Origin of the sequence: Streptomyces sp. NPDC059255 (assembly GCF_042752355.1) — a bacterium.
Lineage (GTDB): Bacteria > Actinomycetota > Actinomycetes > Streptomycetales > Streptomycetaceae > Streptomyces.
Genome location: NZ_JBHYZP010000037.1, coordinates 49,823 through 64,331 on the forward strand (window position 1 = coordinate 49,823; position 14,509 = coordinate 64,331).

The following is a 14,509-nucleotide window of genomic DNA, read 5'->3' on the forward strand; positions in this document are numbered from 1 at the left end:
ACCGGCCCAGCGTACGGCTGCGCGGCTACCTGGACCTGTCAACCGGCTGTCCCGCCCGCCGTGTCGACTGTGGTCGTGTTGCCGCTCGGCGAAGACGGATCATCCCTGATCTTGCGTGGGTATCCCCGGCTTCAGCCGGGGAGGGAAACGCATCCTCGTCCCGGAGGCGCGCAGCGCCGGTGTTCGCTCCGTCTTTGTTTTGGCGGTCAGGCCGGCCGCTTCTGGCTCTCGATGTACTGACGGATCACGGTCAGCGGTGCACCGCCGCAGGAGCCGGCGAAGTAGGAGCGCGACCAGAACACCGAGCCCGGCCCGATGCGGTTGATCCGGCCGGTGTACTCGGCCCGCAGGTAGCGGGAGCTGACGCCCTTGAGGCTGTTGATCAGCTTGGACAGGGCGATCTTCGGCGGGTAGTGCACGAGCAGGTGGACGTGGTCGGCTTCGCCGTTGAACTCGCGCAGTTCCACTTCGAAGCTGGTGCAGACCTCCCGCATGATCTCTTCGCAGCGTTTGAGCATGGCGTCATCGAAGACATCGCGCCGGTATTTGGTGACGAACACCAAGTGAGCATGCAGGGTGTAGGCGACGCGGCGTCCGTTACGAATATCAGGGTTTGGTTCCCAGCGCGGTGACATACGCCAAGCGTAGTAATTTCTTCGAAGCTGACCAGGAAGGGGGTGGGCCGGATGATCCGTGCGTACAAGCTCCCCATGCGGACCACCGTTCGTCAGACGGCCGCGCTCGGCGAGATGCTGCGGGATCACTGCTCGCTCTACAACGGAGCCTTGCAGGAACGCCGCGACGCCTACCGGCACGCCTCGAAGACGAGCGTCAGGTACGGGCAGCAGTCCGCGCAGCTCAAGGACATTCGGGCGTTCGACCCGGAACGTCAGGGTCGCTGGCCGTTCTCGTCGCAGGAGGCGACGGTGCGCCGCCTGGAAAGGCGTTCGCCGCGTTCTTCCGCCGGGTCAAGTCCGGCGAGACGCCCGGCTACCCCCGTTTCCGGGGCATCAACTGGTTCGACACCGTCGACTTCCCCGAGGACGGCGACGGCTGCCGCTGGGAGTCCACCCCGCACGGCCCGGTCACCCGTGTTCGTTTCCAAGGTGTCGGGCACGTCAGGGGCAACCGGCACCGGCCCGTGGCCGGCAACGTCAAGACCGTCTCCGTCAAGCGCGAAGGCAAGCGCTGGTACGTGATCCTGACCGCCGAGCAGTCCCAGCCGGAGCCGCTGCCCGGGACCGGCAGCGTGGTCGGCATCGACATGGGCATATCCAATTTCCTTGCCGACTCCAACGGCGGGTTCGCGCCCAACCCGCGCCACGGCCGCCGTGCCGCCGCGAAACGCGAAGCCGCACAGCGGGCACTGTCCCGCTTCCCCCGGGTGCACCGCGACAAGCGCACCAAGAACCACCAGCGGGCCGTTCAGAAGGTCGCCGACCTGCACCGCAAGGTCCGGCGCCAACGCCTCGACCACGCACAAAGACCGCCCTCGATCTCGTGCGCGAACACGGCTTCATCGCGCACGAAGACCTCAAGATCCGCAACATGGTCAAGGCTCCCGCCCCGAAGCCGGACCCCACGACCCCTGGCGGCTTCCTGCCCAACGGGGCCGCCTCCAAGGCCGGACTCAACCACTCGATCCCGGATGCCGGATGGGGGGTGTTCCTGACGATCCTGCACGCCAAGGCTGAAAGCGCCGGACGGGAAGTGATCGCCGTGGACCTCCGCAACACCTCCCGCACCTGCCCCGAATGCGGGCACGTCGCAGCGGAGAACCGGCCCACACAGGAGAAGTTCCACTGTCAGAACTGCGACCACCAGACGCACGCCGACACCGCGGGCGCGCTCAACGTTCTACGGGCCGGGCTGGTCCGTCGCGAAGCCCAACCGGCATAGCGAGAAGCCCCCTCGTTCACGAGGGGGAGGAGTCACCCAGTACCTGGAGGTCCGCCACCGCGCACACGCCCGCGTCGAGGACCGCATCCGCTGCGGCAAAACCACCGGCTTCGACCGCTTTCCCTCACGGCTCTTCCAAGTCAACGCGGCCTGGCTGGAGCTGTTCCTGACCGCGATCGACCTGCTCGCCATGACCCGCACCCTGCTGCTGGACGGCGAACTGGCCACCGCCGAGCCGAAGAAGCTCCGCCACCGACTGCTGCCCGTCGCCGCCCACATCACCGGTGGAGGTCGCCGCCTCCACCTGCGGATCGCCGCCACCTGGTCCTGGCGACATGAACTGGTGAACACCTTCGCCTACCTCGCGGCCCTGCCGAGGCCAGCCACCTGACCGACGGTGCTGCCGCTGCCCACCCGCAACCCGAGGAACCCGGAGCACCTGACCCGAGCGCCGGGCCCCAGACATGCCCCCCGCCCACAGCCACGGCCTGTCACACTCACCCCAGCTCAGCCGACCCAACTGGAAACGGGGAGGCTAGAGGTCGATGACGACCTTGCCCTTCACGCGCCGGCCGGCCTGGAGCTCGACCGCGCGGCGGATCTCCTCGATCGCGAAACTCGCCTCGATGGGCACGCGGAGTCGACCCGCCGCAACCAGGCGCGCGATCTCTTCCAGGGTGCCGGGAGCCGCGTTCGCGCCGTTGGCCGCCGTCACGCCGTCGATCTGTGCTGCGATGGTGCAGATCCGCTTGTCCGGGATGCCGAGTTCCCGTGCGACGTGCACGGTCTCCTCTCCGTGCAGGTCCATGGCGGCGGTGACGCCGTCGGGAGCGAGGGCACGGACCCGGTCGGCCAGGCCGTCGCCGTAGACGACCGGTTCGGCTCCGAGTTCGCGCAGGTAGTCGGCCGAGGACGGCGATCCCGTCCCGATCACGCGCGCTCCGGCGATCCGGGCGAGCTGGACGGCGAACACCCCGACCCCGCCTCCGGCGCCGCCGATCAGCACGGTGTCGTCCGGACCGGGGTTGATCGCGGCGAGGGCGGCGGATGCTGTCCGGCCCGCGATCGTGAGGGTGGCGGCGATGCGGTCGTCCACGCCGTCGGGCGTGTGGTGGGCCTCGTTCGCCGCGGTGTCCCCGGATGAGTCGACCACCACGAAGTCGGCGACCGCGCGGGACAGGGCGCCCCCGAACGCCCGGTCGCCGGACGTGAAGCCGCTCACCCCGTCGCCGACCTGGTCGACCACTCCCGCGTAGTCGGTCCCGAAGCCGACCGGCAGGGTCAGGCCGAACCGGGCGGCGGTGTCCGCGTCGGCGGTCATGAACCAGTCCATCGGATTCAGACCGGCCGCGGTGACCCGCACACGGACCTGTCCCGGGCCGGCCTGCGGTGCGGGAACCTCGCGGACGTCCAAGACGTCGGGGCCGCCGAATGCATCGAGCCGGACCGCCCTGCTGCGACTCGGCGGCGTCTGATTGCTCTGTTCCCGCATGTTCCTCTGCCTCCTTGGACCTGCGTACGCAGTGGGCGCGCGGACGCACTGAAACGGACTATGCTCCGTTTATATGGATGACCGTAGCGCAAACGGAGCGTGTTCCGTTTCGGCTGACGCGGAGATGCGCGCGCCACGGGCGGACGCGGCCCGCAATCGTGACCAGCTGCTCGCGGTGGCGACTCGCGTGTTCGCCTCTGCGGACGCCGAGCCGTCGATGCGTGCGATCGCCCGCGAGGCCGGGGTCGGCATCGCCACGCTCTACCGGCACTTCCCGACCCGCGAATCACTGGTCGACGAGGTCTACCGGGACCAGGTCGTGCGCCTGACCACCGGCGCCCACGAGCTGCTCGGTCGGCTGGCCCCGGCTGCGGCAATGCGGCGCTGGATGGACTTGTTCGGGGACTGGACCGCGACCAAGAACGGCATGCTCGACACGCTGCTCGCGATGATCGAGTCGGGTGCGATCGCCCATGCGCAGACTCGGGCCGAGCTCCTGACGGCCATCACCAGGATGCTCGACGCCGGCCGCGCGGCGGGCGACCTCCGCTCCGACATCACCGCCGAAGACATCGCCGCCGCCCTCATCGGCATCTTCACCGTGGCCCCCCGACCCGAGCGCGAAGCTCAGGCCGGCCGCCTGCTGAACCTCCTGATGGACGGCCTCCGGGCCACGGACCGGCCAGCCTGAGCCCGGGATCGAGGCCGGTGCGCCTGGGCTCTGACCGACTGGCGCCAGGCGGCTGCTGACCGCCGATCACCGCTGGTCGTCGGTGAGGGGCTCGGTCAGCTGGGCGTCCACCAGTCGTACCTGCTCGGTGAACGGCTGCAAGGTGGCGGCGACGTCCGTGATTGCTCGTCCTCGTCGACGTCGGCGTCGGGACGACCAGCTCGAGGTTCTGGTCGATGATGCGCATGTGCAGCCCTTGGAGCACACCGCGCAGCTGGGCGACGGCCCGGTTGCCGCCGCGGGTGCCGTAACTGGCGACGGTGGCGGGCTTGTCGCACCAATCCGCGCAGAGGAAGTCGAGGGCGCTCTTCTGTCTTGAGTACCCCGGTTCTGTCTTGAGTACCCCGGTGAGGCGGCGGGCCATGAGGTCGGTCATGGCTAGGCGAATCATGGCTTCGGAGCGGTGTGGGTGGGTTTCGTAGTCGCGGGCCAGGCGGCGGTGGAGCATGAGCCAGCCGTAGGTCCGCTCGACCGCCCAGAGTTTCGGGATGGGGGTGAACCCTTTCGGGCCGGGCGTGTGTTGGACGATTTCGAGGTTGATGCCGAGGCTGGCGGCGTGCTCGACGAAGTGTTCGCGGTAGCCGCCGTCCACCCAGACCTTGCGCAGGCCGGGATGGTCAGCGGCGGTCTGGTCCAGGAGGGTTTGCCCGGCGGTGGAGTCCTGGACGCCGGCTGCGGTGACCGGGACCGCCAGCAGTAGTCCGAGGGTGTCGGTGATGATGCTGCGCTTGCGGCCCACGATCTTCCTGCCCGCATCGATGCCCTGGCTCTCGGCAGGGACGGAGGTGGAGGTTTTGACGCTCTGCGTGTCGATCACGCAGGCCGAGGGCTCGGGGCTCTTGCCTTCTTGCTGGCGCACCAACTCTCGCAGGGGTCCGTTGAGCTGGGCGAAGACACCGTCCTTTTGGCCGTGGAGGCCTGTCGAAATCCAGGGCCCGACCGCGGCGTTCGAAGCGTCAGGCGGACAGCACCGGCTCGATCAATTCCCAGCGTGCATCGGACGGATCACTTGGATACGCACGACGTTCCGTCATGACCTCGGGATACCGCCGTGCGGGCGCGTGCGCCCAGGCGTGCAACCTGCCGCGTCGAAGCACGGAACAGACTCGGGCGTCCTGGAATGAGACAGGCGCGAGCAGACCTCCGCCCCATGCGTCATACCGTCAGACTCACCACACTCATCCGCCACCACGGCCTCACCGGTAGCACCTCGACAGGCAGAACAAAACGCCCCAGACAATCGCACTTAAGATGAAAACGACCTCTTAGCTCATGGGCCTCAGAGCTGGCTGTGGCCGCCGTCGACGTAGATCTCTGATCCGGTCATGAAGCTGCTGTTGTCCGAGGCGAGGAAGACCACGACGTTGGCGGTCTCCTCGGGTGTGGCGATGCGGTTCATGGGGGTGGCCGTGGTCAGGCTCTCCATCAGTGCTGCGGGGTCGCCGGTGAGTTCGGCGAGAGCGGCCGTGTCGGTGGCTCCAGGAGCGAGGACGTTCACGCGGATGCCCAGGTTGACGAGTTCCGCGGCCCAGGTGCGGCCCAGGGATCGGACGGCGGCCTTGGTTGCGGCATAGACGCCCATGCCGGGGGCGGCCTTCACATCGATGGAGGAGCCGCAAAGGATCACCGAGGAACCCTTCGTGAGCAGCGGCAGCGTCTTTTGGACGGTGAACACCATGCCGCCGACGTTGGTGTTGAACGTGGACATGAACTCCTCCCAGGTGATCTCGCCCAGGGAGCCGACGCTGCCGACGCCCGCGTTGGCGTAGAGGATGTCGAGGCCGCGACCGCTCTCCTTGATGATGGTCATGACGCGGTCAAGGTCGGAGAGGACGGTGACGTCGGCGGCGATGCCCGTCGCCCTGTCCGCGCCTATCTCCGCCACGGCCTCCTCCAGCCGTTCCTCGCGTCGGCCGGTCAAGAAGACGTATGCCCCTTCGGCGGCGAGCGCGCGAGCTGCCGCGAGTCCGATGCCGGAGGTGGCACCGGCGATGAGGGCGGTCTTGTGGTCGAGCTGTCCCACTGGGGTCTCCATCTTCTTCTTTGTGCGATTTCTTCTTTGTACGATGCGATTGCATCGACGGGCTCTGTCGCACCAACGCGGTTGCGCTCCGCGGCGGTTGGGGTCCAGGAGGAACGGGCGTCCCGCCCGCGGTGCGTGGCGTGTCCTGTTGCTGTCTCGGCCGAGGCCTTCAAGCAGGCGCATGGCGCTGTGCGGGGACATCTTGTTTGGCCCGGCTCAAGGAGGAGCTGGCCGTGAGTGGTGGGCCGGGTCGCCTGTTGTGCGACCCGGCGCCGTTTCGTCTGTCAGACGTGGGTGGTGGTTCGTTGCCCCGTGGCGGCGGAGCGCTGAATCGCGTCCAGGAGCCGGTGGCGCCTGACGGCGTGGGCGAAGTCCGGAGCCAGGGCCGTGCCGTGGATGAGGTCGTGGCGGATGGCGGCGTAGGCGTGGGCCAGCGTGTGGCTCACGGTTCCGGCCAGGTCGGGATAGCGGTCGTGGCCGCTGGGCGGCGTGAGCCGGGCCGGCCGGCTGTCGTTGCGTGTACCGTGCACCGTGACCGGCCCGATGTGCGGGAACTCGGCGCCGGTGACTTCGAGTCGTCCTTGCGTGCCGTCGATGACCAGCGAGAATCCCGCACCCGACGCCGCGCCCCCACGGTGGTGGACGGACAGGATTGCCCCGCCCTTCACCGTGCCGGAGACCGCGATCTGGTCCTCGGCGGTCATCGGGACCACTTGCCCGGTGGTGCCCAGAGGGACCTGGGGGTGCCGGGTCGCGGTCGTGGCGACCACGTCCTGAAGCTCCCCGACGACCATCGACACCAGGTCGATCGCATGCCCGAAGGCGATGGTCAGCATCGTGGCCCCGAGCTGACGGTCGAGTGTGTAGACCTGCCGCTGCGACACCGGGGTGCCCCATTCGGTCGAGGAGGCCACCACGGTGGCGGAGAGCACCTCTCCCACAAACCCCTGGAAGACCAGGTCGGTCAGCCAGCGGAAGGTGGGCGAGGAGCGCCCCTGCAGGCCGACGAAGGTACGTGTCCTTCCGGCGGCATGCTGCATCTCTTCGGCCTCGGCCAGGTCGACCGCGAGCGGCCATTCGGTGAGCACCGGCACGCCCGCTTCGAGCGCGGGCAGCACGATCTCGCGATGCCGGGGCACTTTGACGGCGACCACGACGAGGTCGACGTTGTCGTCGCCGGCGAGCTCCTCGACCGAGGTGTACGCAGGCACGTTGTACATCGCTCCAGCGGCATGTGCCGAAGCCGGTGAACTCACCGCCAGCGCGCGCAGCTCCATTCCGTTGACGGCCGCCAGCGCGGGCAGGTGGGCGCCGGCCGCCCAGCCTCCCCGCGCGCTCAGGCCGACGACGCCGACTCCGATCGGCCGGCGGAGGTCAGGCACGCAGTTGCTGCTTGAGCGTCTCGGCGTCGTGCAGGTTGGTCATGTGCACGAACCGTCCGTCGCGGACCCGGTAGATGGCGTACTCCACGATTTCGAACGAGGCGCCGGTGGGAGCCACGCCGAGATACTCCTTCACGGGCGTGCCCGTGTTGGTCAGCCGGGCGGCGATGGTGTCTCTGTCGACCTTGAGGTCCTCAAGCTCCCAGTGGAAGTCCGGCACCGCCTCGATCTCGGCGGTCAGTGCGGCGTGGGCCTGGGCACGAGTCGCCGGATCGCCGTAGTAGGTGATTTCATCGCTGATGAACTCGTCCACGCGGTGCAGTTCGTGGGCGTTGAGCATGTCGATGTAGCGCTGGTAGAACGTGCGCAGGTCGTTCGCAGACATCATGACCCTTCTTTCGGCCCCCTGGAACGGAAGCCCAATGCCTTTTATTCGTTCTGCGCGGGTACGCTCGAACGAAATCCTTTGGTAACGGGCCAGATGACGTGAAATCCGCTTGCCCGCTGCATCAATAATGCGAGAGCGGATTGCTACAATCCATAATGTGGAGTCCAAACTTCCTTACGCATCGTCCACGACCGGTGCTCCGTTCGGGTCCAGCGACCCGATCGCCGGCGCCATCGGCCTGCTGCGGCCCCGCACCGTGGTCGACCCGGCCCTGCGCGCCGCACAACCGTGGGCGTTGCGGTTCGATGCCTTCCCTCACGTCAAAATCGGCGGCGTCGTCCGCGGGGAATGCTGGCTGGCCCTGGACGGGCGCGAGCCCGTGCACCTGCGCGAGGGCGACTTCTACCTCCTGGGCAACCCGCCGTCCTACCGGATGGCCAGCACCCTCACCACGCAACCGCAGCCGGCGGAAACGTTGTGGAAGACCGCCACGAACGGGGTGGCGCGCATCGGCTCCGAGGCCGAGGAGGACACCTACCTGTGCGGCGGGTACTTCTACTTCGACGAGCCCAACGCCTCGATACTGATCGATATCCTGCCGCGGCTCGTCCACATCCGGGCCACCGACCCGCGCAGCGTGCTGCTCGCGCATGTGACCGAGCTGCTCAACAGCGAGGTGGAGAGCAACGCCGTCGGCCGTTCTCTGGTCATGGACCATCTCGCGCAGATCCTGTTCGTTCAGGTGCTGCGCGCCCACGCCGAGCAGACCGACCGGCCCACCGGCTGGCTGGGAGCACTCAATGACAACGGCATCGGCGCCGCACTACGCGCCATGCACGCCGATCTGGGACACAAATGGACCCTGCAAGAGCTCGCCGAAATCAGCCGGATGTCCCGTTCGGCATTCGCCGCCTCCTTCAAGAAACAGACCGGAACCGCACCACTGGAATACCTGATCCAGTGGCGAATGAGCCTGGCCCGCGACGCACTGCGCCGCAATACCCGGTCAATCTCCGAACTCGCCTTCGCCACCGGCTACGAATCCGAGAGCGCGTTCAGCACCGCGTTCCGTCGCGTGACCGGCACCTCACCCAAACAATTCCGTGACACCGTGCACCACGCCGCCGGCAGTGAGCCGGACCAGGACCTGCTCGCTCGCTCTGGCTCCGTTCGATAGCAGAGTCAGCCAGTTCCTTCACCGGGCCAGGACGAGGTGCCACGGGCGCGGGCCCGGGCCGTCGCGGCCGCGATGACAACAGCGGGCCGGGCGCCGCGCGGTGCTGACAGACCTGCCGATAAGCGGCGATGGAACGTGGGCGAGGGGCCGCCCGTGGGACCGACGGTGACAATCCTTGTGAGTGCGGCCCCCGATGCGGATGTCCGCGCTCGGCAGGTCCGGGTCGATCGGCGCCGGCGGCGGGGTGCCGGGCCGCCACGGGCGCCCGGGTCCGCGGTCGGCCGGGGTGGGAACCCGTAGTGCCTTCTTCAGCCGGGGCGCCTGGGTGAAGCGGCGGGTGTGGTGGACGGAGGCGACCGCGCCGCCGCGCGAGCGGCACGATGAGCCGGACTGGGCGTCACACTTCGGACAGGCGTACTGTTCGTCGTCGTCGGCGTCCGACGGGTCGATCGCGGAAGGCTGCTGAGGGTCCGTCATGGGCAGACACATCCGCCGGGTGGAGCGATGCGTAGGGTCCTGGAAGACGACCTGGACGTCCTTGCAGGAGTAGGCGGTCATGTTGTGTGGGGTGTTGCGCCGCGGAGTGCTTGGTCGACGAGGCGTTCGGCGAGGGTGTCGTCGAAGGGGACTTTGAGTACGAGGAGTCGGTGGTAGCAGGCGCCCCAGAGTTGGTCGACGATGATGTCGAGGTCGACGTCCTGGCGTAGCTGGCCTTGTTCCTGGGCGGCGCGCAGGCGTACGCGGGCGAGTTCGCGGCGGGGCAGGGCATAGCTGTTTGACCAGGCGTGTGCGAGGTCGGGGTCCGTCTGGGAGGCGCCGACGAGTTCGGAGACGGGTTTTGCTGCGCCTTCGTCGGTGAGCCAGCGGATGAAGGAACTGAGCTGGGTGATCAGGTCGGTGCGGAGGTCGCCGGTGTCGGGAAACTGCAGGGTGCGGTCGCTCTGGGTGAAGTAGGCCTCGGCGGCGAGGGCGCCCGGTGAGGGCCACCATTTGTAGAGGGTCATCTTGCTTGATCCGGCTTCGGTGGCGACGCGGTCGAAGGTGACGGCTCGCAGGCCCTCGGCGAGCAGGATGTGTCCCGCTGCCGCGAGTACGCCGGCGCGGACTTCCGCGGCCGGCCGGCGGCCTCGTCCCCGGCGGGCGGCAGTGTTCTGGGACATGGACAATCTCCTTTATGGACTTCTTGTACATTTCCGCGTATCGTGGCCAGTGGACAGCTTGTCCATATCCATCATACGGAGGTTTGAGCCATGGTGACCAACACTGGCCGCGTGGCGGTCGTCACCGGCGGATCCGGTGGCATCGGCAGGGCGTGCGTGGAGCGCCTGGCCGCCGACGGCTTCTCGGTCCTGATCCACTTCGCGGGCGCCAAGGACCGAGCTGAGGAGACCGCGAGCGCGCTGACCCGTGCCGGAGTCCCGGCCGTCGCCGTGGGCGGCGACGTAGCGGATGAAGCAGCCATGACCGCGGTCTTCGACATCGCGGACAGGGAACTCGGCGGCGTCGACGTCGTCGTCCACACGGCGGGCATCATGCCGCTCGCCCCCATCGCGCAGATGGACCTGGACACCTTCGACCGCATCCAGCGCACCAACGTGCGCGGCACCTTCGTCGTCGACCAGCTCGCCGCACAGCGCGTCCGCAAAGGCGGATCGATCATCAATTTCTCCACGTCGGTAACCCGGTTGCACATCCCCACCTACGGCGCCTACGCGGCCTCCAAGGGCGCAGTCGAGGCACTCACGCTCATCCTCGCCCGCGAACTGCGGGGCCGAGACATCACCGTCAACGCCGTCGCTCCCGGACCCACCGCCAGCCCTCTGTTCTTCAAGGGCAAGAGCCAGGAAGCCGTCGACCAGATCGCCAACGCCAACCCCATGCAGCGCCTGGGCACACCCGACGACATCGCCGAAACAGTGTCCTTCCTCGCCGGCCCCGCCCGCTGGGTCAACGGCCAGGTTCTCCACACCAACGGCGCCATGGCCTGAGGGGACGGGCATGTCAACCGTACTGATCACAGGATCATCCACCGGTATCGGACGCCGAACTGCGGAAACGCTGGCCGTCGCCGGCCACACCGTGTACGCGACGATGCGGGACCCCGGCAACCGCGACGCCGGCGCTGTGTCCGATCTCAAGGCTCGCGCGCGCTCCCGGGGTTGGAAGCTGCGGGTCGTCGAGCTCGACGTGACATCGCAGGCATCTACGGACGCCGCCGTCGGGCACGTTCTCGACGAGACCGACGGTCTCGATGCCGTCGTGCACAACGCGGGACACCTGTACATCGGGTACGTCGAGGCGTTCACCGACAACGACGTGAGCCACCTGCTGGACGTCAACACCATCGGCGCTCACCGGGTGAACCGCGCGGCACTGCCGCACATGCGCTCCCGCCGTTCCGGCACGCTGCTGTACGTCGGCAGCACCATCCAGGTGACCACTCCACCGTTCCTCGGCCCCTACGTGGCCTCCAAGGCCGCCTTCGACGCACTAGCTGTGGTCACCTCCTACGAGGTGTCGCAGTTCGGCATCGAGACGTCGATCGTGATGCCCGGCGCGATCACCCAGGGGACTGATCACTTCCCCGGGGCCAGCCACGCCAGCGACCTGAGAGTGGCGGTGCAATACGCCGAGTTGGACCCACTGGTCGAGCGCACGCACGAGGCGCACGAGCAGCTTTTCGCGCCGGGCACGACAGCCGACCCGCAGAGCGTCGCGGACGAGATCGAGCGCATCCTCGCCCTGCCGGTCGGGAGCAAGCCCTTCCGTTCGGTGGTAGACGCGGCTGAGGCCGGCGTCGACCACGTCATGGCGTTCAGCGACCTGACACGCGAGGCTTTCGTACGGCGGCTCGGGTTCGCCGAAACACTGAAGGTGAAGTCATGAATGGTGTGTCACGTGGGTGGAGCGGGAGTCTGCGTGGTTCTGCGCGGGCGACGGTTGTCGGACTGTCGACCGGGGCGCTGTGCCTGGGACTTGTACTGAGCGGCTGTTCCGGCAGGTCCGAGGAGTCGGAGCGGCCGAGGGCGTCGCTGCCGACGACGTCTGCGAAGTCCGGCGGCGGGGACGCCGCGACGCTGGGCGAACCCACAGAACTGACCACCGGACTTGACGCGCCGTGGGGGCTGACCTTCTTGCCCGACGGCTCGGCGCTGGTCTCCGAACGGATCACCGGTGAGATCCTGCGCGTACCTGCCGACGGCGGTGACGCCCGCACGGTGGGGGTCGTCCCTGATGTGAACGCCACATCAGAGGGAGGACTCCTCGGCATCGTCGCCTCGCCTGACTTCACCGACGATCGCACGGTCTACGCCTCGGTCTCCGGCGCAAGCGAGAACCGTATCGTCGCGATCACGATCGCCGCGGACTACGACGCCCTCGCCCTCAAACGGGTTCTGCTCGAAGGCATCCAGACCGCCGACCGCCACCACGGTGGCCGGATTGTCATCGGTCCCGACGGCCACCTGTGGATCGGCACCGGCGACGCTTTCGAACCTGAAAACGCCGCGGACGACAACTCCCTCAACGGCAAGATCCTGCGCATCGCTACCGACGGCTCCGTACCGCGGGACAACCCTAAAGACTCACCGGTCTACTCCAGCGGGCACCGCAACGTCCAGGGCATCACCTTCGGGCCGGACGGCACTGCTTACGCCTCCGAACTCGGCCACCGCACCTGGGACGAGGTCAACGTGCTCCGCGCGGGCGCCGACTACGGATGGCCGGAGTCCGAGGGCACCCAGGGGTCGGCCGGCGAAGAACCCATCGCCGTCATCCACCCCGACGACGCCAGCCCCTCCGGCGTCGCCTACGCCGAAGGATCCCTGTGGATCGGCGCCCTCGGCGGCCAGCGGCTGTGGCAACTACCCGTCGACGGCCAGGCCGCCACCGCCGAGCCCATCGCCTACTACCAAGGCGAATACGGCCGCATCCGCACCGTCGAAGTCGCACCTGACGGATCCCTGTGGATCATCACCTCCAACACCGACGGTGCCACTTGGGGCGGTACCGATCCACGCTCCGGCGACGACCGTATCCTCCGCATCGAAGTGGAACAGCCCTGACCACAGCCCAGGCAACACCCACATGGCGCTGATGGGCATCTTCATCGCCGACGAGTGCGCGGTGATCCTTTCGCGTCGAGACGCCGAGAAGCTCCCCCAGACCGTCCAACGGGAGTGCGCACCTGGAAACCGGCAGGCGCCCCACTCGGGCGGAGACGATGGCGAGGACGGCACGTTCGAGGGAACTCCGGTAGGAGCTGTGGCTCCGGCAGGCGGAGACCGGTGCGGGCAGCCAGGACGAAGCCGTTGCGCGGCTGGGCTCCGCCATCGGTGTGCATGACCGATCCGGCGAAGCTGCCAGGCGGCTGTGGCCAGGAGCTTAGCGAGGCGCTCGACTGAGTCTCCCAGCCGCGCGTCCTTCGTGGTTGGCTGTTCGCGGCCACGGCGTCCAACTCCTCGCGGCTGTAACAGTCCAGGTCGGTGCCCTTGGAAAAGTTCACCAGATTGGTGCGGGCGGTGATGGACAGTTCCTCACCGACCACTCGGCACCACACCCTCACCCCGATATAACCGGACGGAGTCGAGTAGCGCACTGAGTTGCAACTGATCGTGCGATCCGAGCCGACCAGCCGTCCTTCGCCCAACGCGAGTGGCTCGATGGGCAAGATGTCCAGGCGGTCGGCGGGTATCTGTCCGGTCGCCCGGTGGCGGCGGGAGTTAACCTGCTCGCACCAGGTGCGGCAGGCTTCGGCGAGCCCGGCGAAGGTGTCGTAGGCGGGCAGCAGGTTCGCGTCGGTGGGCACCAGGCCGGCCATCGCGATGCGGACCGTGGCCTCCGCGCCGCCCTTCGACTCGGGGTCGTAGGGCACGCAACTGACCACCTGGCAGCCGTAGTGCCGCCCGGCGGCGATCATCTGCGGATGACGTACCGGGATCCCGGCGATGCGCTCGACGGTGACCGTCTTCGCGTTGCCAGTCAGTACATGGATTGGCGCCCCGCCGATCCGCCGCAACGTGGTGTCCAGGCAGGCCACCAGCGTGTCCAACGTGCAGTCCCAGACCGGGATCACCACCCGGAACCGCGACCACGACAGCCACGCGCAGAACAGCCAGGTCCGCCGCCTGCCGATGTGCGGGCCCTCGCCCCAGTCGAACTGCAGCCACCGGCCCGGCTTGGGCGTGTTGACTGAACTGCAAGACGTTCTCCCCTTGTTCTTCGGACAGGTGGGAAGCGGGGTCGTTACCGTCACCTGCCATGTCTGAAGGTGAGCATGTTCCACAGGACTTGAGCTCGTTGGCGGTTCCTCGGGCGGGGTCGCTCGTGGGGACCGACGATCCGTGGGAGCCGTATCGGCTGGTTGATCCAGTGGGGTTTCCGGTGAGTGCGGTGACCTCGTATCTGCACGAGTTGCAG

The 14,509-nt window shown here is 68.0% G+C and carries 12 protein-coding genes and 3 pseudogenes; 7 read left to right on the forward strand and 8 right to left on the reverse strand.

Annotated elements, in window-relative coordinates; all coding sequences use genetic code 11:
- Window positions 1-206: 206 nt before the first annotated feature.
- Window positions 207-635: an IS200/IS605 family transposase gene (gene tnpA, locus ACFXKG_RS32795; protein ID WP_384846763.1), complete on the reverse strand. Its 429-nt coding sequence runs from the start codon at window positions 633-635 to the stop codon at window positions 207-209.
- A 51-nt stretch (window positions 636-686) separates the two neighbouring features.
- On the opposite strand from tnpA, the pseudogene ACFXKG_RS32800 reads away from it, so the two are divergent.
- Window positions 687-1,899: pseudogene (locus ACFXKG_RS32800) on the forward strand (RNA-guided endonuclease InsQ/TnpB family protein).
- A gap of 22 nt (window positions 1,900-1,921) precedes the next feature.
- Window positions 1,922-2,290: pseudogene (locus tag ACFXKG_RS32805) on the forward strand (transposase); the annotation flags it as partial.
- A gap of 144 nt (window positions 2,291-2,434) precedes the next feature.
- Here ACFXKG_RS32805 and ACFXKG_RS32810 read toward each other — a convergent pair.
- The gene (locus ACFXKG_RS32810) at window positions 2,435-3,391 is read right to left on the reverse strand and encodes an NADP-dependent oxidoreductase (protein ID WP_384846765.1); all 957 of its coding nucleotides are present in this window, start codon (window positions 3,389-3,391) and stop codon (window positions 2,435-2,437) included.
- 124 nt (window positions 3,392-3,515) lie between these two features.
- On the opposite strand from ACFXKG_RS32810, the gene ACFXKG_RS32815 reads away from it, so the two are divergent.
- Entirely contained in the window at window positions 3,516-4,082 is a 567-nt protein-coding gene (locus tag ACFXKG_RS32815; RefSeq protein WP_384846840.1) for a TetR/AcrR family transcriptional regulator, read from the forward strand.
- 385 nt (window positions 4,083-4,467) lie between these two features.
- Here ACFXKG_RS32815 and ACFXKG_RS32820 read toward each other — a convergent pair.
- From ACFXKG_RS32820 to ACFXKG_RS32835, 4 genes and pseudogenes are all read right to left on the reverse strand, one after another.
- Window positions 4,468-5,155 (reverse strand): annotated as a pseudogene (locus ACFXKG_RS32820) (transposase); the annotation flags it as partial.
- Window positions 5,156-5,400: 245 nt separating this feature from the next.
- Window positions 5,401-6,144: an SDR family NAD(P)-dependent oxidoreductase gene (locus ACFXKG_RS32825; RefSeq protein ID WP_384846842.1), complete on the reverse strand. Its 744-nt coding sequence runs from the start codon at window positions 6,142-6,144 to the stop codon at window positions 5,401-5,403.
- Between the two features lie 284 nt (window positions 6,145-6,428).
- Window positions 6,429-7,526, reverse strand: coding sequence for a Gfo/Idh/MocA family protein (locus ACFXKG_RS32830; protein WP_384846767.1), 1,098 nt, complete (start codon window positions 7,524-7,526; stop codon window positions 6,429-6,431).
- Entirely contained in the window at window positions 7,519-7,914 is a 396-nt protein-coding gene (locus ACFXKG_RS32835; RefSeq protein ID WP_384846769.1) for an ester cyclase, read from the reverse strand. Before ACFXKG_RS32835 ends, ACFXKG_RS32830 begins: the two co-directional genes overlap by 8 nt.
- Before the next feature lie 157 nt (window positions 7,915-8,071).
- Between ACFXKG_RS32835 and ACFXKG_RS32840 the strand changes: the two genes are divergently transcribed.
- Window positions 8,072-9,091: an AraC family transcriptional regulator gene (locus ACFXKG_RS32840; protein ID WP_384846771.1), complete on the forward strand. Its 1,020-nt coding sequence runs from the start codon at window positions 8,072-8,074 to the stop codon at window positions 9,089-9,091.
- Window positions 9,092-9,645: 554 nt separating this feature from the next.
- Here ACFXKG_RS32840 and ACFXKG_RS32845 read toward each other — a convergent pair.
- On the reverse strand, window positions 9,646-10,251 hold the full coding sequence (locus ACFXKG_RS32845; RefSeq protein ID WP_384846773.1) for a TetR/AcrR family transcriptional regulator C-terminal ligand-binding domain-containing protein: 606 nt from the start codon (window positions 10,249-10,251) through the stop codon (window positions 9,646-9,648).
- Between the two features lie 90 nt (window positions 10,252-10,341).
- On the opposite strand from ACFXKG_RS32845, the gene ACFXKG_RS32850 reads away from it, so the two are divergent.
- From ACFXKG_RS32850 to ACFXKG_RS32860, 3 genes are read left to right on the forward strand one after another with little or no spacing between them, the layout of a single operon-like run.
- Window positions 10,342-11,079, forward strand: coding sequence for an SDR family oxidoreductase (locus ACFXKG_RS32850; RefSeq protein WP_384846775.1), 738 nt, complete (start codon window positions 10,342-10,344; stop codon window positions 11,077-11,079).
- A 10-nt stretch (window positions 11,080-11,089) separates the two neighbouring features.
- A complete protein-coding gene (locus ACFXKG_RS32855) occupies window positions 11,090-11,977 on the forward strand; it encodes an SDR family NAD(P)-dependent oxidoreductase (RefSeq protein ID WP_384846777.1) in 888 nt (295 codons plus the stop codon).
- Window positions 11,974-13,155 carry a PQQ-dependent sugar dehydrogenase gene (locus ACFXKG_RS32860; RefSeq protein ID WP_384846779.1) on the forward strand — a complete coding sequence of 394 codons (1,182 nt, stop codon included), beginning with the start codon at window positions 11,974-11,976 and terminating at the stop codon, window positions 13,153-13,155. The genes ACFXKG_RS32855 and ACFXKG_RS32860 overlap by 4 nt, the downstream gene beginning before the upstream one ends.
- 41 nt (window positions 13,156-13,196) lie before the next feature.
- On the opposite strand, the gene ACFXKG_RS32865 is transcribed toward ACFXKG_RS32860, so the two are convergent.
- Window positions 13,197-14,345 (reverse strand): hypothetical protein, encoded by a 1,149-nt coding sequence (locus ACFXKG_RS32865; RefSeq protein ID WP_384846781.1) that lies wholly within the window; start codon window positions 14,343-14,345, stop codon window positions 13,197-13,199.
- Window positions 14,346-14,509: the final 164 nt, after the last annotated feature.